Source organism: Klebsiella sp. 7-CIP_Kleb. (assembly GCF_050378655.1).
GTDB classification, from domain to species: Bacteria; Pseudomonadota; Gammaproteobacteria; order Enterobacterales; family Enterobacteriaceae; genus Klebsiella; species Klebsiella quasipneumoniae.
Map to the genome: position 1 here is coordinate 249,730 of NZ_JBNRLJ010000004.1, position 25,502 is coordinate 275,231.

The following is a 25,502-nucleotide window of genomic DNA, read 5'->3' on the forward strand; positions in this document are numbered from 1 at the left end:
TCCTTTTAACTTATTATAAGTCGTCAAAAACGCTTAGCGCGTCTGAAAGCTTTTTCACACCAAAGATTTGCATGCCTTCCGGCACTTTTTTCGGCACATTGGCCGCCGGGACGATGGCGCGGCGGAAGCCATGCTTCGCCGCTTCGGAGATACGCTCCTGACCGCTCGGCACCGGGCGAATTTCGCCGGCCAGCCCCACTTCGCCAAAGACCACCAGATCCTGCGGCAGCGGGCGATCGCGCAGGCTGGAGACCATCGCCAGCAGCAGCGCCAGATCGGCGCTGGTTTCCGTGACCTTCACCCCGCCGACCACGTTGACGAAGACATCCTGATCGGCCATCTGCAGGCCGCCGTGGCGATGCAGCACCGCCAGCAGGATCGCCAGACGGTTCTGTTCCAGCCCCACCGCCACACGGCGCGGGTTGGACATCATCGAGTGATCCACCAGCGCCTGGATCTCCACCAGCAGCGGGCGGGTCCCTTCCCAGACCACCATCACCGAGCTGCCGGAGGTGATTTCATCTCCCCGGCTGAGGAAGATAGCGGACGGGTTGCTGACTTCGCGCAGCCCCTGCTCGGTCATGGCGAAAACGCCCAGCTCATTCACCGCGCCAAAGCGGTTTTTGTGGCTGCGCAGAGTGCGGAAACGGGAGTCGGCATCACCGTCCAGCAGCACCGAGCAGTCAATACAGTGCTCCAGCACCTTCGGGCCGGCCAGCGAACCGTCTTTGGTGACGTGGCCGACCATAACGATCGCCACGCCGCGAGTTTTGGCAAAGCGCGTCAGATAGGCCGCCGTTTCACGTACCTGGGCGACGCTGCCCGGCGACGACTGAACGTCGGCCATATGCATCACCTGGATTGAGTCGATCACCATCAGCTGCGGTTTTTCTTCATCGGCAATCTGACAGATCTGCTCAATGCTGGTTTCCGAGAGCATGTTCAGGTTCGCCGTCGGCAGCCCAAGGCGATGGGCGCGCATCGCCACCTGCTGAAGGGACTCCTCCCCGGTGACGTACAGCGTTTTCATCCCTTCCGCCAGCTTGCACAAAGTCTGCAGCAGCAGGGTCGATTTCCCCGCGCCGGGGTTGCCGCCAATCAGGATCGCGCTGCCCGGCACCACGCCGCCGCCGAGTACGCGATCGAACTCTTTAAACCCGGTGGAGAAACGCGGCAGCGCTTCCAGGCTGATGTCTGACAGCTTCTGCACCTTCGAGACGCCGGCGTTACCGGCGTAGCCTGACAAACGCTCGTTTCTCGCCACCTGCGGCGACGCGGCGATGCGCATCTCGGTGATGGTATTCCAGGCATGGCAGGCGCTGCATTGCCCCTGCCACCGCGGATAATCCGCACCACATTCATTACAGACAAATGCGCGTTTTGGAGCTTTCGCCACGTTTACCTCTTACTTTTGGTTCATGCTGCCCGAGAGAATACAGAATACCCCCATCAGGTCAGCGTGGCGGATAGTCACTTCCGCCTGTTCATTCACTTTAGGCTTCGCATGATATGCGATGCCAAGCCCGGCAGCTTTAATCATCGGCAGGTCGTTGGCGCCATCGCCGATGGCCACGGTCTGCGCCGTTGGGATCTCATACTTTTCCGCCAGCTTGCGCAGCGTATTGGCTTTGTATTTGGCATCGACGATATCGCCGAGCACGTTGCCGGTAAGCTTACCGTCGCGGATCTCCAGTTCGTTGGCGAACACCGCGTCGAGATGCAGTTTGTCGCGCAGATACTCCGCAAAGAAGGTAAAGCCGCCGGAGGCGATCGCCACCTTCCAGCCCAGCGTTTCCAGCTTGAGCACCAGCTGCGCCAGGCCCGGCATCAGCGGCAGCGCGTCGCGAACCTGCAGCAGAATGTTGGCATCGGCGTCTTTTAGCGTCGCCACGCGCTGGCGCAGGCTGGCGGTGAAGTCCAGCTCGCCACGCATCGCCCGCTCGGTCACTTCCGACACCAGCTCGCCGGTGCCGGCCAGTTTCGCGATCTCATCGATGCATTCAATTTGGATCGCCGTGGAGTCCATATCCATCACCAGCAGCCCTGGGGTGCGCAGATGGGGAATTTTACCCAATGGCGCGACGTCCAGCCCCGCCTCATGCGCCAGTCGCGTCGCTCGCGGGGTAAGCGAGCCCGCCAGGCGGATCACCTGGTAATCCTCGACCACCCAGGAGGCGACGATCACTAACGCGGCGCCCAGCTCGCGCTGCCACGCCGTCAGACGGCGTTTATCCAGCCCACGTCCGTACAGCAGCCAACCGCTGCGCCCGGCGTGATAATCCAGCGGCATGACCTCGTCACCGCTCAGGGAAAGCGGCAACCCAGGCCACAGGGAAACGTCTTCAGGCAGGTCGCACCAGGTCAAACTGTTAGGCATTACGGCTCCACATCTCTTCATTCAGGCGAGGAAAATAACGCATGAGGCTACCTTGTAACCAGCGCTTCTGGCAACATTAAGCTGCAAATTTTCAAAGGTGGAATATGGTTCGCGCAAAACTGAAATTCCGGCTGCATCGTGCGGTCATTGTCCTTATCTGTCTCGCCCTGCTCGTCGCGCTGATGCAGGGCGCCTCGTGGTTCAGTCAGAACAGTCAGAAACAACGCAATCCGCAGCTGGAAGAGCTGGCCCGCACGCTGGCGCAGCAGGTGGTGCTGAATCTCGCGCCGCTGATGCGCAGCGAGACGCCGGACGAGAAGCGCATCCATCAGCTGTTGACGCAGCTCACCCACAACAGCCGCGTACTTGACGCCGGGGTATATGACGAACAGGGCGACCTGGTGGCGCGCTCTGGCGAAAGCGTCGAGGTTCGCGACCGGCTGGCGCTGGATGGTAAGAAAGCCGGCGGCTACTTCAACCAGCAGATTGTCGAACCGGTGCCGGGAAAAAATGGCCCGCTGGGCTATCTGCGTCTGACCCTCGATACCCATACTCTGGCGACCGAGGCGAAGCAGGTGGATAATACCACCAATATCTTACGCCTGATGCTGTTGCTGTCCCTGGCCATCGGCGTGGTACTGACCCGCACGCTGCTGCAGGGCAAACGCACCCGCTGGCAGCAATCGCCCTTCCTGCTCACCGCCAACAAGCCGGTTGAGGATGAAGACGATGAAAAGAAAGGAAATCTATAATGTCCACACTGCGCCTCCTGCTTTCTGACTCTTACGACCCGTGGTTCAACCTGGCGGTCGAGGAGTGCATTTTCCGCCAGATGCCCGCCACCCAGCGGGTGCTGTTCCTGTGGCGCAATGCCGATACCGTGGTCATCGGCCGCGCGCAGAACCCGTGGAAGGAGTGTAATACCCGCCGAATGGAAGAAGATCATGTGCGGCTGGCCCGTCGCAGCAGCGGCGGCGGCGCGGTGTTCCACGACCTCGGCAATACCTGCTTTACCTTTATGGCTGGCAAACCGGAGTACGACAAAACCGTCTCCACCGCTATTGTGCTGGCGGCGCTCAATTCACTCGGCGTAACCGCCGAAGCCTCCGGGCGCAACGATCTGGTGGTCAAAACCGACAGCGGCGACCGCAAAGTCTCCGGCTCCGCCTATCGTGAAACCATGGACCGCGGTTTTCACCACGGCACCCTGCTGCTCAACGCCGATTTAAGCCGTCTCGCCAACTACCTCAACCCGGACCAGAAAAAGCTGCAGGCTAAAGGCATTACCTCGGTGCGCGGGCGAGTGGCGAATCTGGTTGAGCTACTGCCGGGCATTACCCATCAGCAAGTTTGCGAGGCGATCCAGGAGGCGTTCTTCAGCCATTACGGCGAACGGGTAGACGCCGAGGTGATCTCCCCGGACAACACGCCGGACCTGCCGAACTTTGCCGACACTTTCGCTCGCCAGAGCAGCTGGGAGTGGAACTTCGGCCAGGCGCCCGCCTTTTCCCACCTGCTGGACGAGCGCTTCCCCTGGGGCGGCGTCGAGCTGCATTTTGACGTTGAGAAAGGCCATATCACCCGCGCGCAGGCCTTTACCGATAGCCTGAATCCGGCGCCGCTGGAGGCGCTGGCGGCACGCTTAGTCGGCTGTCAGTATCGGGCTGAGGTTTTGCAGCAGCAGTGTGAGGCGCTGGTCGGCGATTTCCCGGAGCAGAAAGCGGAACTGAAAGAACTGTCGGCATGGATTGCCGGCGCGGTGCGCTGATAAAAAAAGCCGGATGGCGGCTACGCCTTATCCGGCCTACAGATTTGACTCAAGCCCGGTAAACAAAGCGCTACGGGGCTATACCACGCTTACTCCTGGTCGCCCAGCAGTACCGATTCCAGCGCGATTTTAATCATGTCGTTGAACGTGGTCTGACGCTCCGCGGCAGTGGTCTGCTCGTGGGTACGAATATGGTCAGACACGGTGCAGATGGTCAGCGCTTTCGCCCCGAACTCCGCCGCCACGCCGTAGATACCCGCCGCTTCCATTTCCACGCCCAGGATGCCGTATTTTTCCATCACGTCGAACATGGACGGGTCCGGGGTATAGAACAGGTCTGCGGAGAAGATGTTGCCGACGCGCGCGTCAACGCCCAACGCTTTCGCCGCGTCTACCGCGTTACGCACCATGCCGAAATCGGCAATCGCCGCGAAGTCATGGTCTTTAAAACGCAGACGGTTCACTTTGGAGTCGGTGCAAGCGCCCATGCCGATCACCACGTCGCGCAGTTTGACGTCTTCGCGCACTGCGCCGCAGGAGCCAACGCGGATGATTTTCTTAACGCCGAAATCGGTGATCAGCTCTTTGGTGTAGATAGAGCAGGACGGGATACCCATCCCGTGGCCCATTACGGAGATTTTGCGGCCTTTATAGGTGCCGGTGAAGCCCAGCATGCCGCGCACGTTATTCACTTCACGCACGTCTTCGAGGAAGGTTTCGGCAATGTGCTTGGCGCGCAGCGGGTCGCCCGGCATCAAAACTACGTCAGCGAAATCGCCCATTTCTGCGTTAATGTGAGGAGTTGCCATCTTCAGTTCCTTTTATATTGTTGTTTTTGCCGGGTGGCGGCTACGCCTTACCCGGCCTACAAAATAGTAGGCCCGGATCGCTGTGCGCCACCGGGCAATGACCTCAGAACATGGCTTTGCCATATTCCATGTCAGACGTACCAAAGTATTTCGCGATAGTCTGGCCGATATCCGCGAAGGTTTCACGGTGACCGAGCGAACCTGGTTTCACTTTCGGGCCGTACACCAGCACCGGAATATGCTCGCGGGTGTGGTCGGTACCGGTCCAGGTCGGGTCGCAGCCGTGGTCGGCGGTGAGGATCAGAATGTCGTCTTCCCCTACCAGCTCCATCAGCTCCGGCAGACGACGGTCGAACAGTTCCAGACCCGCCGCGTAGCCGGCGACATCGCGACGGTGGCCCCAGGAGGAGTCAAAGTCGACGAAGTTGGTGAAGACGATAGTCTCGTCGCCAGCTTCCTTCATCTCTTTAATGGTTGCGTCGAACAGCGCGTCCAGCCCGGTGGCTTTCACTTTTTTGGTGATGCCGCAGTTGGCGTAGATATCCGCTATCTTACCGACAGACACCACGTGGCCGTTCTTCTCGTCAACCAGCTTCTGCAGCACGGTCGGCGCCGGCGGTTCGACCGCCAGATCGTGACGGTTGCCAGTACGCTGGAAGTTGCCGGCTTTATCGCCGATAAACGGACGGGCGATGACGCGGCCAATGTTGTAGCCGCCTTCGGTCAGCTCTTCACGAGCGATTTCGCACAGCTCATACAGTTTGTCGAGGCCAAAGGTCTCTTCATGACAGGCGATCTGGAATACGGAGTCAGCGGAGGTATAGAAAATCGGTTTCCCGGTTTTCATATGCTCTTCGCCGAGCTGATCGAGGATCACCGTCCCCGAAGAGTGGCAATTGCCGAGGTAGCCCGGCAGGTTGGCGCGTTTCACCAGCTTATCCAGCAGCTCCTGCGGGAAGCTGTTTTCGTGATCGCTGAAGTAGCCCCAGTCAAACAGTACCGGCACGCCAGCGATTTCCCAGTGGCCGGACGGCGTATCTTTACCAGAAGAGAGTTCATGCGCCCAGGCATAGGCGCCAATCACTTCGGCATTGCCATCCATTCCGGCGGCAATTTTACCGGTGGAGCCTTCATGCGCTTTCACCAGCCCCAGACGGGTCAGGTTCGGTAAATTCAGCGGGCCTTTGCGGCCGTGGTCAGCTTCGCCTTTGGCGCAGGCTTCCGCAATGTGGCCCAGCGTATCGGCGCCGACGTCGCCAAAGCGGTCTGCGTCTTCCGTTGCGCCAATCCCAAAGGAGTCCAGCACCATGATAAATGCACGTTTCATCTTGTTCTCCATACATCTTGCGCTGCAAAAAAGCGATCAGATCAGTATATCGCTATTCAGTGATACGGCGATAGACTGTCGGTGTAATTTCCGGAGCTTTATCGTCCAGTTTAATGGCCGCTTTGACCGCTTTCGCGGCCTCCTGCCAGCTGTTCTCGTCTTTGGCATGGATCACCGCCAGCGGACGCTGTCCGTCCACGCGGTCACCCAGACGCGCCATCTCGGTAAAGCCAACGCTATAGTCAATGGTGTCTGATGCCTGACGGCGGCCGCCGCCCATAGAAACCACTGCCATGCCCAGCGCGCGAGTGTCCATCGCGCTGATAAAACCTTCGGTATCAGCATAGACTGCTTTGCTCAGCATCGCCGTCGGCAGATAATGATCATAATTCTCGACAAAGTCGCTCGGTCCTTTCTGCGCCGCGACCATGCGACCAAAGACTTCCGCTGCTTTACCGTTATCCAGCACCGCCTGCAGTTTCGCCCGGGCTTCGGCGTCATCTTTCGCCAGATTGCCGGAAATCAGCATCTCCACACACAGCGCCATCGTCACGTCGAACAGGCGTGGGTTGCGGTATTCGCCGGTCAGGAACTGAACCGCTTCGCGAACTTCAACGGCGTTCCCGGCGCTGGAGGCCAGCACCTGGTTCATATCGGTCAGCAGCGCGGTGGTGCGCACGCCGGCGCCGTTGGCGACCCCGACGATCGCTTCCGCCAGCGCGGCGGAAAGCTCATAAGTCGGCATAAACGCGCCGCTGCCGACTTTAACGTCCATCACCAGCGCATCCAGCCCTTCCGCCAGCTTTTTGGCAAGGATCGAGGCGGTGATCAGCGGGATGGAGTCCACCGTCGCGGTAATATCGCGGGTGGCATAGAAACGTTTGTCCGCCGGAGCGAGGGAGCTGGTCTGCCCGATAATCGCCACGCCGACATCTTTAATAATCTCGCGGAAGCGGTTGTCGTCCGGGAAGATATCGAAGCCCGGGATGGCTTCCAGTTTATCCAGGGTACCGCCGGTATGGCCGAGGCCGCGGCCGGAAATCATCGGCACATAGCCGCCGCAGGCGGCCACCATCGGCCCCAGCATCAGCGAAGTGACATCCCCGACGCCGCCGGTGGAGTGTTTATCGACGATGGGGCCGTTAAGGTTGAGGCTTTTCCAGTCCAGAACGGTACCGGAATCCCGCATCGCCATGGTCAGCGAAACGCGCTCCGGCATAGACATATCATGGAAGAAGATGGTCATCGCCAGCGCGGCGATCTGCCCTTCTGAGATAGTATTGTCGCGGATGCCGTTGATGAAAAAGCGGATCTCTTCATCGCTTAATGCCTGACCATCACGTTTTTTACGAATAATTTCTTGTGCGAGAAACACGGTAACCCCCATGAGGAATCGGGTGAATGGTGGCGGGTGGCGCTACGCTTACCCGCCCTACGATCCTGTAGGCCGGATAAGTGAAGCCTCATCCGGCAATGTCTGACAATCAGTAGCTGCTGGCGCTCTTGCCGTCGCCGTGACCCAGGGCTTTCAACAGGCTGGCCAGCAGGCTGGAGGCGCCAAAGCGGTAGTGACGAGCATCGGCCCAGTCGGCGCCAAACAGCTCATCGGCGATCGCCAGGAACTGCTGCGCATCTTCCGCGCTGCGCACGCCGCCCGCCGGTTTGAAGCCAACGGTTTTCTCAACGCCCATATCACGAATGACTTCCATCATGATGCGCGCGCTTTCCGGCGTGGCATTCACCGGCACTTTACCGGTCGAGGTTTTGATGAAATCGGCCCCGGCTTTGATAGAGATTTCAGACGCTTTACGGATCAGCGCTTCTTCTTTCAGCTCACCGGTTTCGATGATCACTTTCAGCAGCACGTTGGCCGCCGCGCAGGCCTCTTTACAGGCTTTCACCAGCTCGAAGCCGACCTGTTCGTTACCGGCAATCAGCGCGCGGTACGGGAAAACCACGTCCACTTCATCAGCACCGTAAGCGATCGCCGCGCGGGTTTCCGCCAGAGCAATGTCGATATCGTCATTACCGTGCGGGAAGTTGGTGACCGTGGCGATGCGGATATCCGGCGTTCCCTGCTCGTTCAGCGTCTTACGGGCAATCGGGATGAAGCGCGGATAGATACAGACCGCCGCGGTGTTACCCACCGGGGTTTTCGCCTGATGACACAGGGCAATCACCTTCTCATTGGTGTCGTCGTCGTTCAGGGTGGTCAGGTCCATCAGTTTTAACGCGCGCAGGCTGCTTGCTTTTAAATCAGTCATTTCATACTCCGCCGGCGCAGTGCCGGTTCAATAGTTTGTTCACCTTGCGAGTCTGTTACTATTGTAACATTCACTCGCTGTTACACTTCGACATTCATCACAGTTAATGAAAACTACTTACTAATTTGCATTACTGTAATGTGATTTTAATCACGAAACATCGGTGCATACCGCGACAATTATCATCACGCCCCTCTTAAGCATAATCAAAACTCTGCAACCAATGGGGATGTGACAATTCTAACACATAATAACAGCGCCACTCGACAACGTGGCGCACATTTTGTCCGCACTGCCGGTAATAAAATGATTATCATTTGAAATGTAAATGGTTTTTCTGAAAACCAGAAATGATGGAATTTTCACAAACTCAATAAAACCAGCGACGCGACGGCCGCTGGTTCAGGTAACAGGTTTAGAGGGCGAGGAAAACCCCGGCGATGGTGGCGCTCATCAGGTTAGACAGCGTCCCCGCCGCCACCGCACGCAGCCCAAGCTGGGCGATATCCTGACGCCGGTTGGGTGCCATCCCCCCGAGGCCGCCAATCAGGATGGCGATCGATGACAGATTGGCGAATCCGCATAGCGCGAAAGAGATAATGGCTTTGGTGTGATCTGAAATGACCTGCAGCCCGGCCGCCGCCACCTCAGCGTCCGCCTTCAGATACTCGCCAAAGTTCATATAGGCCACGAACTCGTTAATGATCAGCTTCTGGCCGATAAACGACCCCGCTACCGTCGCTTCGTGCCACGGCACGCCGATCACCCACGCCAGCGGTGAGAAGACCCAGCCGAGGATCATCTGCAGCGACAGCTCCGGATGGTTAAACCAGCCGCCGACGCCGGACAGAATGCCGTTCAGCAGAGCGATCAGCGCAATAAACGCCAGCAGCATTGCGCCGACGTTGAGCGCCAGCTGCATACCAGACGCGGCGCCGGAGGCGGCGGCGTCCAGCACGTTGGCCGGTTTATCCGCATCCGCGCTCTGGCGGTCATGAGCTGGGTTATCGTCCGGTTTCTCCGTTTCCGGTACGATAATTTTGGCAAACAGCAGTCCACCCGGCGCCGCCATAAACGACGCGGCAATCAGGTACTCCAGCGGAACGCCCATCTGCGCATAGCCCGCCAGCACGGAACCCGCCACCGAGGCCAGGCCGCCGCACATGACCGCAAACAGCTCCGAGCGGGTCATGGTGGCGATATAAGGACGCACCACCAGCGGCGCTTCGGTCTGACCAACGAAGATGTTCGCCGTGGCCGACAGCGACTCGGTACGCGAGGTCTTCAGAACCGCCCGCAGCGCGCCGCCGAGAATGCGAATGACCAGCTGCATAATGCCCAGGTAGTAAAGCACGGCAATCAGCGACGAGAAGAAAACGATCACCGGCAGCACGCGCAGGGCAAAGACGAAGCCGCCGCCGCCAAATACCTCGAACATTTTATCGGAAACCAGCCCGCCGAAGATGAAACTAATCCCTTCATTGCCGTAGGCAATAACGCTGGCGACGCCGTTCGACATCGCTAACAGCGCCGAGCGCCCGGCCGGTACATACAATATTAACGCGCCGATACCCACCTGGATTATCCAGGCGCCGAGCACGGTACGCAGGTTAATGGCTTTTCGATTATTGGAGAGCAGCACAGCAATGGCCAACAGCGCCACCATGCCGATAAGTCCCATGAGGATTTGCATACAGATTCCCTGTGTTTTGATAGTCCAGCACTAACGGCGTGATTATATCGGCCCGAAACTATCCTGCCCGCCTGGCTTCACACATTTTAAGCAAATCAATGATATGGATGGACAATTATGAGAATTCGATCACCATACAGTGGCTGAGGGTAAGGAAAACAAGGCGAGTGTGTTGCGCATTATCCCTTCGGCTATAGCTGCCGGAGGCTCAGGGCGCAGTTCGCACAGGGCCTCAAATACCCGCGCAGCTTGCTCCGGGCGATTGGGCAGTCCCTGAAAGCCATTGAGCGGCATATCCGGGGCATCGGTCTCCAGCAGCAGGGCTGAAAGCGGCAGACGCGCCATCACCTCGCGGGTTTTGCTGGCGCGGGGATAGGTAATGGTGCCGCCAACGCCGATCTTATAGCCAAGCTGCACAAAGCGCTCGGCCTGCTGCAGACTGCCGGCGAAGCCATGTACCACCCCGGTACGCGGCAGGGCATGTTTTTTCAGCAGCATCGCCAGCTTATCGTGGGTGCGTCGGGAGTGGAGAATCACCGGCAGATCGTAACGCTTCGCCAGACGCAGCTGCGCTTCCAGCAGCGCCTGCTGACGATCGAACTGCGGCTCGTCGCGATAGAGATCGAGACCAATCTCCCCCACCGCCACCAGTTTTGGCGGGCGCTGCGCCAGCGACGCCTCCAGTTGCGCCAGCCCCTCATCGGTATGCTGCTCAATGACAATCGGATGCAGGCCCAGCGCGGCATACAGCGCCTCGTGCTGCGCCGCCAGCGCCAGCACGCGGCTAAAACGCTCAGCGGAGATGGCCGGAACGATAATTCGCCCGACGCCGGCCTGCGCCGCACGCGCCAGGCTGGCGACCTCATCTTCCGCGAAGGGGGGAAAATCGAAGTGGCAGTGGGTATCGATAAAACGGTGCGTCACGCCAGATCCTCATGATTAAAGCTTGCGTCATTGGCCTGCGGCGCAGCGATGATGGTCGCCTGCGGCGCTTCATTGGCCACCGGCACCGGCGGCACCACCACCGGCGAGGGCCGGGCAACACGCGGCGCGTGGCGCAACAGCGGCGGCCGGTCGGCCAGCAGTTTACCCACGGTGGCCAGGAAATAACGGCCGCACTGGCGTCCGGTTTTGTAGTCCTCCAGCAGCGCCGGCAGTCGGCTGCCAAGCGCCATGCTGCGCAGCGGCCGCTGGGGATAGATTTCGAAGATCCGCAGCTTACCGGGCGGTTTCTCGATGAACTGCTGGATGGCGCGATAGGTGGTTTCGTGGTGATGCACCAGATTGACCAGCGGCTGCAGGCTGCTCTCCCCCAGCCAGCGCTCCATCCGCTTAAACCACTCCGGGGTATAAAACATCTGCGAGGGGACGGTGCGGATCACCACGATGGTCTGAGCGCCGCGGCGGGCCGCCTCCTGAACCGGGATCGCATCGCTGACGCCGCCGTCAAGGTAGCTGACGCCGTCAAGCAATACGCCGCTGCGATAAAATCCAGGGATGGCGCTGGAGGCGCGGATCAGATCCAGCCAGGTTTGCGGCGTTGGTGAAAAATAGCTGGCGGAGTAATCGTCGCCGCGACAGGCGCACATCCACAGCTCTTTTCCCTGCGCGAACTGCGTTTCAGCATAGTTCATGGCCAGCGGCATCTGCTGCGAGGTGGCCTCGACCAGCCAGTCGAGATCGATAAGGTTGCCGCCGCGCACAAAGCGCATCGGATCGAAAAACTGGCGTGAGGTGGTGTAGCGGGTGATGACTTTGCGGGCATAGCCTTGCTGATTACACATGTAGGCGGAGAGGTTTTGCGCCCCCGCGGAAGTCCCCAGCATCAGGTCAAAGGGGTTAAATCCGGCGCGCATGAATTCGTCCAGAACCCCGGCGGTGAAAATCCCTCGCTGTCCCCCGCCTTCACACACCAGCGCCAGCTTGCCTGGTCGGAAGGGTTTAACCGCCAGCGGGGCGATATTGCCCAGCGTGACGGGAATGCGTTGCCCCACCCTGCTTTCCTGTTCGATTGGTCTTCTCCTGACAAGGTAACGCAATTTGCCCGCCGCTTAAACCGCGAAAGCCAGTCCGCAGGACTGGCTTTGTGTAAGACGACGTGTCAGTAAAAATGCTCAGGCTTCAGCATCGCCCGCATCGCGGGCCACCTAAGGACGTCTGCGTCCAGTAAACAGGCTCACCAGGAACAGGATAATCCCGACGACAAAGACGATTTTCGCGGCGCCAGCGGCAGTACCCGCCAGACCACCGAAGCCCAGGGCCGCAGCAATTAATGCAATGACCAGAAAAATAATTCCCCATCGAAACATACTTTTCTCCTTACCATAATGGACGGTGAACAGCGGTTTGCGCACCCTTTCTGTCTAGCTCATCGCTCAGTGGATGCTGCTATTCGTTCGGCAACCTTGGCCAGACAACACTTTTGTTAATAACTCGATTTACTTCACGCTAAGATCGTTGCGGACGCTTTTCACACCGGAGACCGCTTTCGCAATCTCTGCGGCGCGCTCAGCCTGCGCAGCGGAAGTCACCGTACCGGTCAGATGCACGGCGCCGGCGTTAGTTTCTACTTTCACATTGCGCGAAGGGACAATGTCATCCGCCAGCAGCTTGGCTTTCACTTCGCTGGTAATAGCGGTATCCCCGGCATAGCCTTTCAGCGTCGCCGTCTCGCTCGACGATTTGTGCTGCACCGTCAGTTTGTCGTTAACCTGAGAGACGCCTTCGACCGCTTTTGCCACGCTCAGCGCCTGACTTTTCTGTTCAGCACTGGTGACGTCGCCGCTGAGGGTGACCACTTTGTTTTCCGTTTTCACCGAAATATCGCCGGAGTTAATATCCTTATGGTCGATCAGCGCCGCCTTTACCCGCGCGGTAATGGTGCTGTCGTCCATAAAATCGCCGACTTTATTAATCGAATTGTCTACCGCCTCTCCCGCATTGCTGGCAGCTGACTTCGCACTGTCTACCGTTGTTTTTTCCGTCTCTGCCGAGGCGTTCAACGCGGCTAAGCCTAAGAAGAGCGCCAGCAACATATTGGCATTCTTTAGTCTGGTCATCGTGATGTCCTCGTTTTTTCACCAGCGCTGGCGTCTTATCGCAGTGAATTACGCCAGCATTTTTAAAAACACGAATTAAATATAGTAGACAGGCGAAGGGGTTGCGGAGGATATGGATAAAAAACAGACGAATTAGCGGCGTTTTAAGAACTTTCCAGAAGGAAGGAAGCGCGGGCAGAAGAAGAAAAAAGCGCGGCCTGCGCCGCGCTTCGTCAGGGATTAGTGCTCGCGCGTTTTGCGGAACACCACGTCAGGATAACGCTCCTGCGTCAGGTTCAGGTTGACCATCGTCGGAGCGATGTAAGTCAGGTTATCGCCGCCATCCAGTGCCAGCTGAACTTCGTTTTTGCGCTTGAACTCTTCGAATTTCTTCACGTCAGTGGATTCAACCCAGCGCGCGGTGGCCACGTTGACCGATTCGTAAATCGCTTCCACGTTGTATTCGCTTTTCAGGCGCGCCACGACGACGTCAAACTGCAGCACCCCCACGGCGCCGACGATCAGATCGTTATTGGCGATCGGACGGAAGACCTGCACCGCGCCCTCTTCAGAGAGCTGAACCAGCCCTTTCAGCAGCTGTTTCTGCTTCAGCGGATCCTTCAGGCGAATACGACGGAACAGTTCCGGTGCGAAGTTCGGAATACCGGTGAACTTCATCATCTCGCCCTGGGTGAAGGTATCGCCAATCTGAATGGTGCCGTGGTTATGCAGGCCGATAATATCCCCAGGATAGGCTTCCTCGACGTGTGAACGGTCGCCGGCCATAAAGGTCAGCGCGTCGGAGATCACCACGTCTTTACCGATGCGCACCTGACGCAGCTTCATGCCTTTCTCATATTTACCGGACACCACGCGCATGAAAGCCACGCGGTCGCGGTGTTTCGGGTCCATATTGGCCTGAATTTTAAACACAAAGCCAGTGAACTTCTCTTCCGTGGCGTTGACTTCACGGGTGTCGGTGTTACGCGGCATCGGCGCCGGCGCCCACTCCACCAGGCCATCCAGCATATGGTCAACGCCGAAGTTACCTAATGCGGTCCCGAAGAACACTGGGGTGATTTCCCCGGCCAGGAACAGATCTTTATCGAACTCGTTCGACGCGCCCTGCACCAGCTCCAGCTCGTCACGCAGCTGCTGCGCGAGATCTTCCCCCACCGCCGCGTCAAGATCCGGGTTGTTGAGCCCCTTCACGATGCGCACTTCCTGGATGGTATGGCCTTTACCGGTCTGATACAGGTAGGTTTCATCTTTGTAGAGATGATAGACGCCCTTGAACAACTTACCGCAGCCGATAGGCCAGGTAATCGGCGCGCAGCCAATTTTCAGCTCGTTCTCGACTTCATCCAGCAGCTCCATCGGATCGCGGATATCACGGTCGAGTTTGTTCATAAAAGTGAGGATCGGCGTATCGCGCAGACGGGTGACTTCCATCAGCTTACGGGTCCGATCTTCGACGCCTTTTGCCGCGTCAATCACCATCAGGCAGCAGTCCACCGCCGTCAGGGTACGGTAGGTATCTTCGGAGAAGTCTTCGTGCCCCGGGGTATCCAGCAGGTTCACCAGACAGTCATGATACGGGAACTGCATTACCGAGGTGGTGATCGAGATACCACGCTGCTTTTCCATCTCCATCCAGTCGGATTTCGCGTGCTGGCTGGAGCCACGGCCTTTTACGGTACCGGCGGTCTGAATCGCCTGTCCGAACAGCAGCACCTTTTCGGTGATGGTGGTCTTACCGGCATCCGGGTGAGAGATAATGGCAAAAGTGCGGCGTTTGGCCACCTCTTGCAGATAAGGAGACAACGTCATAATTAATCTTCTAAGTAAACGCGGCCATGGGCCACGCATGTGGAATACGAAAAATTGCGGCTATTTTACCCATCAACGGGGGGGAGGCAATCAGTGTTTACACAGGAGCTGCTCCAGTTCGCTTAACGAGGTCACCGTCCAGTCCGGCTCGAGGTCCGCCGGCAGCTCGCGCTGATGCGCATTGAGCCAGCAGGTCGCCAGTCCGGCGTTCACGCCGCCGCGAATATCCGACTCGGCGGTATCGCCGACCATCAGCACCCGCGAGCGCGGTGGGTTACCCGCCTTCGCCAGCGCGTAATCGAAAATGCGCGCGTCCGGTTTAGCGACGCCCACTTCTTCAGAAATAATTAGCAAATCAAAGTGATCGCGTAAACCGGTCCGCTCCAGACGAGTCTGCTGCAGCGAGGTAAAGCCGTTGGTGATGATGCCCATTTTGACCTTGCCCTGCAGCGCGTTGAGCAGAGAGACCGCACCCGGCAGCGGCGCACAGATTTCCGCCATCGCATTCATAAACGCGTCGTTGAGCTCCCCCGGCGGCACATTCAAACGTTGCGCCCAGTTGTCAAAACGCTGGTGCTGCAGCTGCAGCGAGGTGATGGCGCCGTTTTGGTAATCCACCCATAGCGGCTTATTCACGGCCTGATAGTCCTGAAAATCTTCGGCGGTAAAGGTCACGCTGTAGTCGAGAAACATCCGCTGTAAGCCGCTGAAAGAATCAAACGTAAACAGCGTTTCATCGGCATCAAAGAAAATCCAGTCCCATTTCATCGTATCACCTTGTCTTACATACTGATTGGCAGAGCCATAACAATGGCGTCTTCGCGCCCGTCGGCCGTCGGGTAGTAGTTGCGGCGAATCGTCGCTTCATTGAAGCCTAAGCTTTCATACAGCGCGAGGGCGGCAACGTTGGAGGCGCGCACCTCCAGCCATAGCGTGACGACGCCGAGCTTTTCGACTTCATCAATGACATGTTCCAGCAGCGCTCGCCCCAGGCCACGGCGCTGGTAAGCGGGATCGACAGCGATATTGAACAGCGTCGCCTCATCCAGCACCACTTGCGTAATGGCGAAAGCCGCCATTTCGCCATCCACCGACAGCTGATAGTTGCGATAGCGTTCCCCCTGGTTACTGGCCAGGGTCTGTTCGCTCCACGGGAAAGCGTGGGCGCGGGTTTCGATTTGCCAGGCTCGGGTTAAATCAGCCGTGCTGAGGGTAGAAATCGTGTTCATGTGCGCAGATTTGTTGCCAGAGCGCCCTGCGAGCCGGCGCGCTGGTCTGGAGTTCATCAAAAGCGGGGGTGGACACCTGGGCGCCCGCCAGCGGCAGCGACGCCTCTGTGCCCAACCGCCAGCTGTTACAGCGGCTGTCCTGCGGCAGCATCGCCACCCGCTCCGGGGTCAGCTGCAGGACCTGATCTGGCGTTACGGCCAGCGCGCGCAATACGTCGCCAATCAGCGGCTCTGTCAGCGACGGCGGGGTTTCCGCCACCATCACCAAACGAATATGTTCAGGAAGCGAGATAGCGATTTCGCCCTGTAACGCCCCCGGTCGGCGCAGCGACCACTGGGTAATGCCCAGCTGCTGTAGTTGCCAGTCTCGTCGGGATGTCATAGCGAAACACTCCTGTTAAACAAGCGCGCAATATAGCAAATCCGTCGTATCTGCGCCAACAAACTACTATAATCGGCGCCAGTCTTAATGAAGGAGTGTTTCATGTCCGCTTTTACCCCGGCAAGTGAAGTCTTGCTGCGCCACAGTGATGATTTCGAGTCCGCCCGCGTTCTGTTTGCCGGTGACCTGCAGGATGACCTGCCTGCTCGTCTGGATACCGCGGCCAGCCGCGCCCACACCCAGCAGTTCCACCACTGGCAGGTCCTCAGCCGCCAGATGGGTGACACCGTCCGTTTTAGCTTAGTGGCTGAGGCGGCTGACGTCGCCGAGTGCGACACCCTGATCTACTACTGGCCAAAGAACAAACCAGAGGCGCAGTTCCAGCTGATGAACCTGCTCTCTCTGCTGCCGGTGGGAAGCGACATTTTCGTCGTCGGTGAAAACCGCAGCGGCGTCCGCAGCGCGGAGCAGATGCTGGCTGAATACGCGCCATTAAACAAAGTGGATAGCGCTCGCCGCTGTGGCCTCTATCATGGCCGTCTGGAAAAGCAGCCCGCCTTCGACGCCGAAGCTTTCTGGGGCGAATACACACTGGATAATCTGACGATTAAAACCCTACCGGGCGTCTTCAGCCGCGACGGTCTGGACGTCGGCAGCCAGCTGCTGCTCTCCACCCTCGAGCCGCATACCAAAGGGAAAGTGCTGGACGTCGGCTGCGGCGCGGGTGTGCTGGCCGCCGCGCTGGCCAGCCATTCGCCGAAAGTGCGCCTCACCCTGTGCGACGTCAGCGCCCCGGCGGTTGAAGCCAGCCGCGCGACGCTTGCCGCTAACGGCCTGGCTGGCGATGTGTTTGCCAGCAACGTCTTCTCCGAGGTCAATGGTCGCTTCGACATGATCATCTCCAACCCGCCATTCCATGACGGCCTGCAGACCAGCCTCGAAGCCGCCCAGGCGCTGATCCGCGGCGCGGTTCGCCATCTCAACAGCGGCGGCGAGCTGCGCATTGTCGCCAACGCCTTCCTGCCGTATCCGCAGGTGCTGGATGAGACGTTCGGCTTCCATGAGGTGATCGCCCAGACCGGACGTTTTAAGGTCTATCGCACCATCATGACCCGTCAGGCGAAAAAATAATCGTCTTTTCACGCCGGCGGCCCGCTCCTGGTGCCGCTGGCGCTTCCCGAGGGCAAATCCGCCCATTTTTGCAGCAATCGATACAACCTGCATAATTAACTATTGACGTGTCGCCGAAAACCACTAGAATGCGCCTCCGTGGTAACGATACTTTCATAGTGTCGATGGTATGCGAAGGTGGCGGAATTGGTAGACGCGCTAGCTTCAGGTGTTAGTGTCCTTACGGACGTGGGGGTTCAAGTCCCCCCCCTCGCACCATAATCCACGAAGATATTGCTCGCACTGGGCGAAGGTGGCGGAATTGGTAGACGCGCTAGCTTCAGGTGTTAGTGTCCTTACGGACGTGGGGGTTCAAGTCCCCCCCCTCGCACCAACGAGGCAATATCCAAAGAAAGAATACTGTGCGAAGGTGGCGGAATTGGTAGACGCGCTAGCTTCAGGTGTTAGTGTCCTTACGGACGTGGGGGTTCAAGTCCCCCCCCTCGCACCAATATTCTTCCCTCTCCCGACGTTATCCTCTCAGTTTGATATCCACCATCATCAGCATTATCCCACCAATCAATGCAACGCACGATGGCAGCAGGATAAAATGGCGCAGTTGACGATGCCATATCATCACCGCGGACATCAGCATGCCCACCGCGACCAGCGTCCGCCATACGTCAGCCGACACCCCGGCATACCCGAGAGCGACAATCAGCGCGCCGGGAACGACGACTGCCCAACCGCTTCCTAATGCTCGCTGCAGCATGGTTTTACCTCTCACAACGATAATGATAACCAATATCATATGATAATTTTTATCATTTATCATTTGTAAAGTGCTCTGTGCCTTATTCTTTACGTTCGCGGTAATGACATACATTCATGAAGGTGATAAATTAAGCGGATTATCGATATATATTAAATATTTTTCTTATTTTGCAAATAACCTTTTTTTGCACATTGTTATCAGACTCTTCATTTTTGGCTTTCATCATTTTGAAATTTAACGACTAATAATGATTCTTCCGATATGACTGCACAAACCTGGCGAGCACACTACGCACAAAAATATCAATATTCCTTACGGCTTTTTTTACTGCTTAATTTCATTTCTTCCTCTCTGTCGCTGGTCACCCCCCTATTTACGGTAGTTCGTTTCACGCTGCCCTGCGCCCTGATCGTGGCCTGCAGCGGGTTGCTGCTACTCTGGCACTGGAAATGGCCGCAATCGAAAATAAATATTTCCGCTATCTCATTGTTATTTGGCATGCTATGGGCATGGCACGTAGTGACAAAGGCGATGCTATTGACACCGCCGCATTTTAACTATCTGGTGATCGCCCTATTAAGCATTCTGTTTATCGGCACCATCGCTTTTTCCAATAATATCACTGCCTTTACCCTCCACTCTTTACCGACTTTCCTTGCCTGCCTGATAATGGCGGAGGGAGAACAATGGTTGCGCATGACTTACTGTTTTATGCTGCCTATTGCCGGTATTACCCTGCAAAATATTATCCAGAAGCGCAGCGATGCCTTTACACAAGGATTAATGGATAAACTGATGCAGGAACGCAACACCCTCAACGATCTCAGTATGCTGGATCCCCTGACCGGTTTGTATAATCGCCGCGGACTGCAGAATCGCCTCGATACCCTGCTGGCGCTGGACGGCGATAACCACTTCGTGCTGCTCCTCGATATCGATCATTTCAAAGCCTATAACGATCACTACGGTCATATGATGGGCGATCAGGCGCTCATTCGCGTCTCTGCTGCCATTCGTAACGCCGTACGCTCGCGCGATATTGTCGCCCGCTTTGGTGGAGAGGAGTTTATGGTGCTGCTGACCAATAGCAGCGAAGAAACGGCCTGGCAGGCTGCCGAACGAATTCGACAGCGGGTCTATGACCTGAAAATCCCGCATATGTTTAATGAGAGCGTCGCCACCAACGTGACCATCAGTATTGGTCTGACGCCGCTCATTGATGACAATATTGAGCAAGCGCTGGCGCGAGCCGATGGCGCACTCTATGAAGCTAAAAATAAAGGCCGCAACATTATTTTGGCCAGTTAACCCGCGCGCGCTGCGGCATCGTGGCGCCGACAAAATTCTTGCCATGCCGCCTGCAAACAACTAATATCAGGAATCATTATCATTTAGATTTGTATCTGGAAATCGAATGGCCTGGCGTTCCCTTCCTCTCAGCGATGAACTTATCTGGCGGGCCCCTTTGCCGACGGCTGAGCGCGCCCTGGCGGAGAGTATTCGGGAAAAAATCGCCACCCTGCGCCCCCATCTGCTCGATTTCCTGCGCCTGGATGAATCCGCTCCCGGTCACGCGTTGACGCTCGCCGAGTGGTCGCAACCCACCGCCTTACGCTCCCTGTTGGCCACTTATTCCGATCATATCTATCGTCATCAGCCAACGCTGACACGGGAACAGAAACCTCTGCTCTCGCTCTGGGCGCAATGGTATATCGGTCTGCTGGTGCCGCCGCTGATGCTGGCGTTGCTCAATGAACCACAGGGTCTCAGCCTGGCGCCGGAACATTTCCACGTCGAATTTCACGAAAGCGGCCGGGCGGCCTGTTTCTGGATTGATGTCCATAGTGATGCAGGCATCGAGAGACTGTCACCGCTGTCGCGGATGGATGCCCTGGTGACGCGCACCCTGCAGCCGGTTATTGAGGCGCTGGAAGCGACGGGCGAAATCAATGGCAAGCTTATCTGGAGCAATACAGGCTATCTGATTAACTGGTATCTTGGGGAAATGCGCGCGCTGCTGGGGGATGAGCAGCTTGCCGCCCTGCGCCAGCACTGTTTCTTTGAAAAACAACTCGCCGATGGTCAGGATAACCCACTATGGCGAACGGTCGTGCTGCGTGAAGGGCAGTTAGTCCGACGCACCTGCTGTCAGCGCTATCGCCTGCCGGACGTCCAACAGTGCGGCGACTGCACGTTAAAATAACGCCCTGTTCCCAATAAGCTACGGGCAGCCTGTGGCCGCCCGGTCAATATTTATGCGGTCTGCTGACTCTCCTGTTCCGCCCGTTCGGCCTCTTCCGCTTCCTGAGCAAGCAGCTGTTTCTCATACACCTTAAAGAACGGGAAGTAGATAATCGCCGACACGCAGGCCAGAACGATGACCAGAATTGCCGCCCGGAAATCCCAGCCCAGCGCCCAGGCACCGCCAATCGGCGCCGGCGCCGTCCACGGCACCACGGAGATGACGCGGCCGATCAGATCCAGCTTCATTGCCGCCCAGGCCAGTACCGCATTCACCATCGGCGCCAGCAGGAACGGAATAAAGAACACCGGATTCATGACAATAGGCGTCCCAAAGATGACCGGCTCGTTAATGTTAAACAGGCTTGGCACCACGCTCAAACGACCAATGGAGCGCAAATGCGCTGAACGACTGCGCAGATAGCAGAACACCAGCCCCATGGTGGCACCAGAACCTCCGACCACGATAAAGAAGGTCCAGAACGCCTCCATAAAGATATGCGGCAGAGGTGCGCCCTGGGCCAGCGCCTGCTGGTTCATACCGAGGTTGGTCAGCCAGAACATCTGCAGCATCCCGGAAACGATCGCCGCACCGTGGATCCCGGCAAACCACAGCAGGTGGCCGATGAGAACCGCCAACAGGATCGCCGGCAGGGAATCGGCCGCCGAAACCAGCGGTTTGAAAATCGCCATAATGGCCTGCGGGATCAGCATGTCAAAATGGTGTTGAATAAACAGGCTCAGCGGATAGAGCGTTAGCACAACCACCAGCACCGGGATCAACAGATCAAAGGAATTTTTGATCATCGGAGGGACCTGATCCGGCAGACGGATACCGATGTTATGTGCCTTGAGAAAACGCATCATCTCCACACAGTAGATCGCCACCAGAATGGCGGTAAAGATCCCTGTTCCGCCGAGGCTATCCACCGGCAGCGTGCCATTCGTCTTCGGGGCGGCAATCAGTAAAAAGGCCATGATCGACAGCATCGCGCACATAAAGGGATCGAGCTGATTGGATTTCTCGTAGTGCTTACCGAGGTTGTAAGAGATTGCCGCGCAGATGTAGATCGACATGATCCCCATTGTCATATCAAAGGGGGTCAGAATGCGCCCCTCGAACTCTTTTGCCAGATCCAGCCAGGCGCGGGCGAAACCCCAGGTGGTATCCGGGGAAAAAGGAGGATAAGCAAACACCAGCAGAAACGATCCGACGATCATAAACGGCATGGCGGAGATAAAACCGTCACGGATAGCCATGACGTGACGCTGCGATGAGATCCGCCCTGCTATGGGGCTTATGTAATTTTCTACAAAGCGAAATATCAAATTAAACGCAGCATGGTTAGCAGACATAGTAGCCCTCCTGACAGGCTATTGATACTGGCCCAACAACGATTACCCTGCCGTTACGATGACCGCTTTTTGATGCAGCAGGCCGCGGGTGGATCACCGGCTATACTGCTCATAACACAACGATTCATACACGGCTCTTTTGTTATAAATAAAAGGAGAAGTGACTGTTCCAGTATTCATCTCAATGCAGATAACCGCAACCGGTTACAGTAACCGGTTACGGTGAATGTGAAGGAGATCGACAAAATAGAAAGAATCTGGATTGTCCGCGCCGATATTTACACTCCGCCAGGCTTGTGACAGATTTAACCAGGCTTAAATCAGGAGAATCCAATGAGTCTGCAGTCTGTACGGCAGTTCTTTGCCGAACACGCCCCCGATATCGAAATTATTGAGTTAAACCAGAGTACCGCCACCGTGGCGCTCGCCGCTGCCGCGCACAACGTTGAGCCGGGACAAATAGCCAAAACGCTGTCGCTCAAGATCAAAGATAAAATTGTACTGATCGTCGCCAGGGGCGATGCGCGGCTGGATAATAAAAAGCTGAAAGAAACCTTTGGCGCAAAAGCGCGTATGTTGAGCAGCGATGAGGTGGTGACCTGGACCGGCCATCCGGTCGGCGGCGTGTGCCCGTTTGGTCTGGAAAATCCGCTGGACGTCTTCTGTGACGTCTCGCTCAGGCACTATCAGGAGGTACTACCCGCAGCGGGGGCTATTCACAGCGCCGTTCGCATCGAACCAGAACGAATGGCGCAGCTCACCGACGCAACATGGGTAGACGTATGCATATAGCCGCGTTATGCCACCTGTTTAACGGCGCTGGTCGGGCCGTTTATCGGTAAATGCAGCAAGATATCCGCCGCGTTTAATAAACCAATGTCAGAGCGAACCCCGAGCTTGGTCATGGCGTTGAACTTATGCGCGCGGATGGTTTTAATGTTCCGGTTCAGCTGCACCGCAATTTCCGAAAGCGAATATCCCCACGACATATACCGAAGAATAGCGTGCTCCGTCGGACTTAGCGGATCGTTGCATGCCTCTCTGCCGCAAAAATGCTCTTTGCCGGCGAGGGAATGATTATCCAGCAGCTGTAATAAATGCTCCTGCAACCCGCGTCGCGGCGCAGATTTATTTAATATACCGTGCAGGCAGGACGGCATTAAATGGCCGATCAGGCGCATTTCGCTTTCATTATTAGCCAGAATAATCGTTTGGACTTCCGGTCGGATCCTCGCCATCTCGTGAAGAAAAAGCAGGCTCTCGGCTCTGGACGAACGACTCCCTGAAAGTGAAAAGATCATTGCTGACCATGGGAACGACGCTTCCACCGCCCTGAGCAAATTGATATTTTTAAAAAAATGAATGCGGTATTGGCTGTTATCTTCACGGCTAAAGATATAGCGCCAGGCCATTTCCGTCATCACACATTTTTCTACGATGGCGACATGACGGGTTGTGCTATTTTTTTCCATTCCATTTGCTCCCCGTAAGCTGAATTGATATTCAGCTCTTGCATTCCCTGCGCGCTGTTGATCCAGGCATACATTTCAGCGTTGCTGCGTAGCGATAAGCGACGCATTGCGCTATTTTTCTGCGCGCTGATCGTCTTATTGCTCTTTTTCAACAGCGCGGCGATCTGGTTAATTCCCCATCCCTTCGCCAGAAGGCGCAGAACTTTTCGCTCTGACAGGGTCAGCATCGCCGCAGAGTGGTAGCTTGCGAAATCGCTGTCCTCATTCCCGGTAAACAGCGTACGGCTAATCTGCTCAGCCGCACGGCTACCAGCACAAATCACCTCAATCAGCCGGTTTACCGGCTCGCTCTCGGAGATGAGCGAGCTTTCGGGACGAATTAATAGCTCAACGGCTAATGGATAGAGGCTGTCGCTGACCATAAAAACCCAGTGAATATCACGATACTGGGTCATGAGGGAGTAATAACGCTCGCAGACGGCCCGGGGTTGCGCAATCTCGCCGGAGATATCCGCGACAACCAGCACCGCCCGCCGCAGTTGTAAAAGGGTGAGCTCATCATGAGAGCGACAAAAACTGAGTTCGTAATCCGGGAGGTTCTCATTGAAGATCACCTTTAACCCTGACTGCATGACGGGGATTTTACTAATAACGACGCCAAACTTACCTTGTCCTGGTAACATAACACCTCCGCTTCCTGTCGAAGTTCCTTCGCTTGCCCGTAAACGTTCGGCGAGTGACTCGATCGCCATACCATTTACTGGATGAATATTAAAAGCATATTCATGGCCCGCGTACACGATATACTGAATGACCGAACCGTGGTCATACCGCGTAAATATTATTCCTGTGTATACTTGCGATGAATATTAGCACAGACGCCTCTGCGCTAATAAATTAGAAAAGATAAAACTATTATTTAGCAAAAATAATTTCAGGCTTGAAAATTATGAAGCATTCTCTTTAATTGCTTCTCTAAATGCTTTAGGCGACATACCACTGTAGCGGCGGAAAAAGCGAGAAAAATAGGCGGCGTCGCTAAAACCCAAATAATCAGACAGTTGCGTTACCGTCATGCGAGTGTACTGCAGGTTACGCCGCGCCTCAAGCATCAGTCGCTGATGCAGTACCCCGAGAGCGCTACAGCCATAGAACTCGCGACATAAATAGTTTAAATGCGTGACCGACAGCCCAATCAACTTCGCATACTCCGCCAGCGGGAGATGCTGCCGGTAGTGGCTCTCAATAAGCCGGGAAAAATGACGCATCATACTGCGCTTTCGCTCCGCTTTGTCTTCCGCGGGCGGTGCGGGGCGGCACTGCCGGTTCAGCCAGACCAGCAGCGTTCCCAGCAGCGAATAAAGCATCATTTCCCGTGCGTCATGATCGGCACTGTACTCCTCGCGAAGCGCTGAAAACAGCGTATGCATACGCCCCCGGGAACGCCCCACCGGCAGACACTGCGCTACGCTAAGCACATCCAGCGGCCGGCCGAACTGATTTTCAAAGCGGCTCAGCAGCGGCAGCGCCAGGGAGAGCACAAATCCGTTCGTCCCGGGTGAAAAATGAAAGCCATGAATGCAGAGGGCGGGCACCACCTGGATGCAGGATTCCGTCATCACCGCGGTGGTACCTTCAATTTCGATCTCCGCCCGACCTTTGTGCAGATAGAGGAGCTGGACCATTTCGGCGTGCTGGTGGACGCGAATATGCCACTGATACAGGCTGCTGCGCTGCAAAATCGATTCGCAGTGCAGCAGGTCCGGCGTCGGCCAGCCGCGCTCCTCGCCATAGAGCTTAAATACCGGAACAGTTTGGACGGGCGACATAG

The 25,502-nt window shown here is 56.8% G+C and carries 27 protein-coding genes and 3 tRNA genes; 10 read left to right on the forward strand and 20 right to left on the reverse strand.

The genetic code is table 11. The features are described 5' to 3' along the window. Positions 1-13 precede the first annotated feature (13 nt). Positions 14-1,396 carry a DNA repair protein RadA gene (gene radA, locus ACQUTI_RS16640; protein ID WP_002887800.1) on the reverse strand — a complete coding sequence of 461 codons (1,383 nt, stop codon included), beginning with the start codon at positions 1,394-1,396 and terminating at the stop codon, positions 14-16. 9 nt (positions 1,397-1,405) lie between these two features. Next, positions 1,406-2,377: a phosphoserine phosphatase gene (gene serB / locus ACQUTI_RS16645; RefSeq protein WP_004886545.1), complete on the reverse strand. Its 972-nt coding sequence runs from the start codon at positions 2,375-2,377 to the stop codon at positions 1,406-1,408. A gap of 104 nt (positions 2,378-2,481) precedes the next feature. On the opposite strand from serB, the gene ACQUTI_RS16650 reads away from it, so the two are divergent. Together ACQUTI_RS16650 and lplA are read left to right on the forward strand one after the other, a co-directional pair. Beyond that, complete coding sequence (locus ACQUTI_RS16650; RefSeq protein WP_017901229.1) at positions 2,482-3,129, forward strand: YtjB family periplasmic protein; 648 nt, start codon at positions 2,482-2,484, stop codon at positions 3,127-3,129. After that, positions 3,129-4,145 (forward strand): lipoate--protein ligase LplA, encoded by a 1,017-nt coding sequence (gene lplA / locus ACQUTI_RS16655; RefSeq protein WP_004886541.1) that lies wholly within the window; start codon positions 3,129-3,131, stop codon positions 4,143-4,145. The genes ACQUTI_RS16650 and lplA overlap by 1 nt, the downstream gene beginning before the upstream one ends. 89 nt (positions 4,146-4,234) lie before the next feature. On the opposite strand, the gene deoD is transcribed toward lplA, so the two are convergent. The 13 genes from deoD to ACQUTI_RS16720 all read right to left on the reverse strand — a co-directional run bounded on the left by deoD (position 4,235) and on the right by ACQUTI_RS16720 (position 16,717). Next, complete coding sequence (gene deoD, locus ACQUTI_RS16660; RefSeq protein WP_004886539.1) at positions 4,235-4,954, reverse strand: purine-nucleoside phosphorylase; 720 nt, start codon at positions 4,952-4,954, stop codon at positions 4,235-4,237. A 103-nt stretch (positions 4,955-5,057) separates the two neighbouring features. Continuing rightward, positions 5,058-6,281 (reverse strand): phosphopentomutase, encoded by a 1,224-nt coding sequence (gene deoB, locus ACQUTI_RS16665; protein ID WP_004886536.1) that lies wholly within the window; start codon positions 6,279-6,281, stop codon positions 5,058-5,060. A gap of 52 nt (positions 6,282-6,333) precedes the next feature. Continuing rightward, the gene (gene deoA, locus ACQUTI_RS16670; protein WP_004886532.1) at positions 6,334-7,656 is read right to left on the reverse strand and encodes a thymidine phosphorylase; all 1,323 of its coding nucleotides are present in this window, start codon (positions 7,654-7,656) and stop codon (positions 6,334-6,336) included. Between the two features lie 109 nt (positions 7,657-7,765). Beyond that, positions 7,766-8,545, reverse strand: a complete 780-nt coding sequence (deoC, locus tag ACQUTI_RS16675) for a deoxyribose-phosphate aldolase (RefSeq protein WP_004886530.1) — start codon at positions 8,543-8,545, stop codon at positions 7,766-7,768. Between the two features lie 415 nt (positions 8,546-8,960). Next, positions 8,961-10,238 carry a NupC/NupG family nucleoside CNT transporter gene (locus ACQUTI_RS16680; RefSeq protein WP_017901232.1) on the reverse strand — a complete coding sequence of 426 codons (1,278 nt, stop codon included), beginning with the start codon at positions 10,236-10,238 and terminating at the stop codon, positions 8,961-8,963. 129 nt (positions 10,239-10,367) lie between these two features. Then, a complete protein-coding gene (locus ACQUTI_RS16685; RefSeq protein ID WP_017901233.1) occupies positions 10,368-11,162 on the reverse strand; it encodes a metal-dependent hydrolase in 795 nt (264 codons plus the stop codon). Next, complete coding sequence (locus ACQUTI_RS16690) at positions 11,159-12,232, reverse strand: patatin-like phospholipase family protein (RefSeq protein ID WP_004886521.1); 1,074 nt, start codon at positions 12,230-12,232, stop codon at positions 11,159-11,161. Before ACQUTI_RS16690 ends, ACQUTI_RS16685 begins: the two co-directional genes overlap by 4 nt. Positions 12,233-12,385: 153 nt before the next feature. After that, positions 12,386-12,547: a DUF1328 domain-containing protein gene (locus ACQUTI_RS16695; RefSeq protein ID WP_002887716.1), complete on the reverse strand. Its 162-nt coding sequence runs from the start codon at positions 12,545-12,547 to the stop codon at positions 12,386-12,388. A gap of 129 nt (positions 12,548-12,676) precedes the next feature. Beyond that, the gene (osmY, locus tag ACQUTI_RS16700; protein WP_043522300.1) at positions 12,677-13,297 is read right to left on the reverse strand and encodes a molecular chaperone OsmY; all 621 of its coding nucleotides are present in this window, start codon (positions 13,295-13,297) and stop codon (positions 12,677-12,679) included. A 219-nt stretch (positions 13,298-13,516) separates the two neighbouring features. Then, positions 13,517-15,106 (reverse strand): peptide chain release factor 3, encoded by a 1,590-nt coding sequence (gene prfC / locus ACQUTI_RS16705; protein WP_004886513.1) that lies wholly within the window; start codon positions 15,104-15,106, stop codon positions 13,517-13,519. Between the two features lie 90 nt (positions 15,107-15,196). Next, positions 15,197-15,874: a pyrimidine 5'-nucleotidase gene (gene yjjG, locus ACQUTI_RS16710; RefSeq protein ID WP_004886511.1), complete on the reverse strand. Its 678-nt coding sequence runs from the start codon at positions 15,872-15,874 to the stop codon at positions 15,197-15,199. A gap of 14 nt (positions 15,875-15,888) precedes the next feature. Beyond that, positions 15,889-16,335: a ribosomal protein S18-alanine N-acetyltransferase gene (rimI, locus tag ACQUTI_RS16715; RefSeq protein WP_004886508.1), complete on the reverse strand. Its 447-nt coding sequence runs from the start codon at positions 16,333-16,335 to the stop codon at positions 15,889-15,891. Continuing rightward, the gene (locus ACQUTI_RS16720; protein ID WP_004886506.1) at positions 16,304-16,717 is read right to left on the reverse strand and encodes a DNA polymerase III subunit psi; all 414 of its coding nucleotides are present in this window, start codon (positions 16,715-16,717) and stop codon (positions 16,304-16,306) included. The genes rimI and ACQUTI_RS16720 overlap by 32 nt, the downstream gene beginning before the upstream one ends. Positions 16,718-16,819: 102 nt before the next feature. Here ACQUTI_RS16720 and rsmC point away from each other — a divergent pair, with 102 nt between their 5' ends. The 4 genes from rsmC (at position 16,820) to ACQUTI_RS16740 (ending at position 18,338) form a co-directional block, all read left to right on the forward strand. Then, positions 16,820-17,848, forward strand: coding sequence for a 16S rRNA (guanine(1207)-N(2))-methyltransferase RsmC (gene rsmC / locus ACQUTI_RS16725; RefSeq protein ID WP_032455519.1), 1,029 nt, complete (start codon positions 16,820-16,822; stop codon positions 17,846-17,848). A gap of 171 nt (positions 17,849-18,019) precedes the next feature. Then, a tRNA-Leu gene (locus ACQUTI_RS16730) sits at positions 18,020-18,106 on the forward strand. A gap of 28 nt (positions 18,107-18,134) precedes the next feature. Further along, positions 18,135-18,221: transfer RNA gene (locus tag ACQUTI_RS16735), tRNA-Leu, on the forward strand. Between the two features lie 30 nt (positions 18,222-18,251). Next, positions 18,252-18,338: transfer RNA gene (locus tag ACQUTI_RS16740), tRNA-Leu, on the forward strand. A gap of 21 nt (positions 18,339-18,359) precedes the next feature. Here the strand turns inward: ACQUTI_RS16740 and ACQUTI_RS16745 are convergent. Further along, complete coding sequence (locus tag ACQUTI_RS16745; protein WP_025999141.1) at positions 18,360-18,599, reverse strand: DUF1435 domain-containing protein; 240 nt, start codon at positions 18,597-18,599, stop codon at positions 18,360-18,362. Positions 18,600-18,669: 70 nt separating this feature from the next. Between ACQUTI_RS16745 and ACQUTI_RS16750 the strand changes: the two genes are divergently transcribed. The 3 genes from ACQUTI_RS16750 to fhuF all read left to right on the forward strand — a co-directional run bounded on the left by ACQUTI_RS16750 (position 18,670) and on the right by fhuF (position 20,805). Further along, positions 18,670-18,840 (forward strand): hypothetical protein, encoded by a 171-nt coding sequence (locus ACQUTI_RS16750; RefSeq protein WP_072096669.1) that lies wholly within the window; start codon positions 18,670-18,672, stop codon positions 18,838-18,840. A gap of 23 nt (positions 18,841-18,863) precedes the next feature. Continuing rightward, positions 18,864-19,910: a GGDEF domain-containing protein gene (locus ACQUTI_RS16755; protein ID WP_004886496.1), complete on the forward strand. Its 1,047-nt coding sequence runs from the start codon at positions 18,864-18,866 to the stop codon at positions 19,908-19,910. 106 nt (positions 19,911-20,016) lie between these two features. Beyond that, positions 20,017-20,805: a siderophore-iron reductase FhuF gene (fhuF, locus tag ACQUTI_RS16760; RefSeq protein ID WP_023319688.1), complete on the forward strand. Its 789-nt coding sequence runs from the start codon at positions 20,017-20,019 to the stop codon at positions 20,803-20,805. A 50-nt stretch (positions 20,806-20,855) separates the two neighbouring features. Here fhuF and ACQUTI_RS16765 read toward each other — a convergent pair whose 3' ends face one another. Next, a complete protein-coding gene (locus tag ACQUTI_RS16765) occupies positions 20,856-22,199 on the reverse strand; it encodes a PTS cellobiose transporter subunit IIC (RefSeq protein ID WP_002887650.1) in 1,344 nt (447 codons plus the stop codon). A 333-nt stretch (positions 22,200-22,532) separates the two neighbouring features. Here ACQUTI_RS16765 and ACQUTI_RS16770 point away from each other — a divergent pair, with 333 nt between their 5' ends. Continuing rightward, positions 22,533-22,991 carry a YbaK/EbsC family protein gene (locus ACQUTI_RS16770; RefSeq protein ID WP_004886490.1) on the forward strand — a complete coding sequence of 153 codons (459 nt, stop codon included), beginning with the start codon at positions 22,533-22,535 and terminating at the stop codon, positions 22,989-22,991. Positions 22,992-22,996: 5 nt separating this feature from the next. On the opposite strand, the gene bglJ is transcribed toward ACQUTI_RS16770, so the two are convergent. The 3 genes from bglJ to ACQUTI_RS16785 form a co-directional block, all read right to left on the reverse strand. After that, positions 22,997-23,671: a DNA-binding transcriptional activator BglJ gene (gene bglJ / locus ACQUTI_RS16775; RefSeq protein ID WP_023319687.1), complete on the reverse strand. Its 675-nt coding sequence runs from the start codon at positions 23,669-23,671 to the stop codon at positions 22,997-22,999. Beyond that, complete coding sequence (locus ACQUTI_RS16780; protein WP_004886484.1) at positions 23,632-24,354, reverse strand: helix-turn-helix transcriptional regulator; 723 nt, start codon at positions 24,352-24,354, stop codon at positions 23,632-23,634. The genes bglJ and ACQUTI_RS16780 overlap by 40 nt, the downstream gene beginning before the upstream one ends. A gap of 264 nt (positions 24,355-24,618) precedes the next feature. Further along, positions 24,619-25,500, reverse strand: coding sequence for a helix-turn-helix domain-containing protein (locus ACQUTI_RS16785; RefSeq protein ID WP_048322929.1), 882 nt, complete (start codon positions 25,498-25,500; stop codon positions 24,619-24,621). Between the last annotated feature and the right edge of the window lie 2 nt (positions 25,501-25,502).

Coding starts and splice junctions, on each gene's coding strand:
- deoC (WP_004886530.1), bottom strand. CDS start 8,545: ATGACTGATTTAAAAGCAAGCAGCCTGCGCGCGTTAAAACTGATGGAC.
- lplA (WP_004886541.1), top strand. CDS start 3,129: ATGTCCACACTGCGCCTCCTGCTTTCTGACTCTTACGACCCGTGGTTC.
- ACQUTI_RS16680 (WP_017901232.1), bottom strand. CDS start 10,238: ATGCAAATCCTCATGGGACTTATCGGCATGGTGGCGCTGTTGGCCATT.
- yjjG (WP_004886511.1), bottom strand. CDS start 15,874: ATGAAATGGGACTGGATTTTCTTTGATGCCGATGAAACGCTGTTTACG.
- ACQUTI_RS16785 (WP_048322929.1), bottom strand. CDS start 25,500: ATGTCGCCCGTCCAAACTGTTCCGGTATTTAAGCTCTATGGCGAGGAG.
- osmY (WP_043522300.1), bottom strand. CDS start 13,297: ATGACCAGACTAAAGAATGCCAATATGTTGCTGGCGCTCTTCTTAGGC.
- ACQUTI_RS16765 (WP_002887650.1), bottom strand. CDS start 22,199: ATGTCTGCTAACCATGCTGCGTTTAATTTGATATTTCGCTTTGTAGAA.
- rimI (WP_004886508.1), bottom strand. CDS start 16,335: ATGAACACGATTTCTACCCTCAGCACGGCTGATTTAACCCGAGCCTGG.
- ACQUTI_RS16650 (WP_017901229.1), top strand. CDS start 2,482: ATGGTTCGCGCAAAACTGAAATTCCGGCTGCATCGTGCGGTCATTGTC.
- ACQUTI_RS16720 (WP_004886506.1), bottom strand. CDS start 16,717: ATGACATCCCGACGAGACTGGCAACTACAGCAGCTGGGCATTACCCAG.
- deoD (WP_004886539.1), bottom strand. CDS start 4,954: ATGGCAACTCCTCACATTAACGCAGAAATGGGCGATTTCGCTGACGTA.
- ACQUTI_RS16780 (WP_004886484.1), bottom strand. CDS start 24,354: ATGTTACCAGGACAAGGTAAGTTTGGCGTCGTTATTAGTAAAATCCCC.
- prfC (WP_004886513.1), bottom strand. CDS start 15,106: ATGACGTTGTCTCCTTATCTGCAAGAGGTGGCCAAACGCCGCACTTTT.
- ACQUTI_RS16695 (WP_002887716.1), bottom strand. CDS start 12,547: ATGTTTCGATGGGGAATTATTTTTCTGGTCATTGCATTAATTGCTGCG.
- ACQUTI_RS16745 (WP_025999141.1), bottom strand. CDS start 18,599: ATGCTGCAGCGAGCATTAGGAAGCGGTTGGGCAGTCGTCGTTCCCGGC.
- ACQUTI_RS16770 (WP_004886490.1), top strand. CDS start 22,533: ATGAGTCTGCAGTCTGTACGGCAGTTCTTTGCCGAACACGCCCCCGAT.
- serB (WP_004886545.1), bottom strand. CDS start 2,377: ATGCCTAACAGTTTGACCTGGTGCGACCTGCCTGAAGACGTTTCCCTG.
- ACQUTI_RS16755 (WP_004886496.1), top strand. CDS start 18,864: ATGACTGCACAAACCTGGCGAGCACACTACGCACAAAAATATCAATAT.
- fhuF (WP_023319688.1), top strand. CDS start 20,017: ATGGCCTGGCGTTCCCTTCCTCTCAGCGATGAACTTATCTGGCGGGCC.
- deoB (WP_004886536.1), bottom strand. CDS start 6,281: ATGAAACGTGCATTTATCATGGTGCTGGACTCCTTTGGGATTGGCGCA.
- bglJ (WP_023319687.1), bottom strand. CDS start 23,671: ATGGAAAAAAATAGCACAACCCGTCATGTCGCCATCGTAGAAAAATGT.
- rsmC (WP_032455519.1), top strand. CDS start 16,820: ATGTCCGCTTTTACCCCGGCAAGTGAAGTCTTGCTGCGCCACAGTGAT.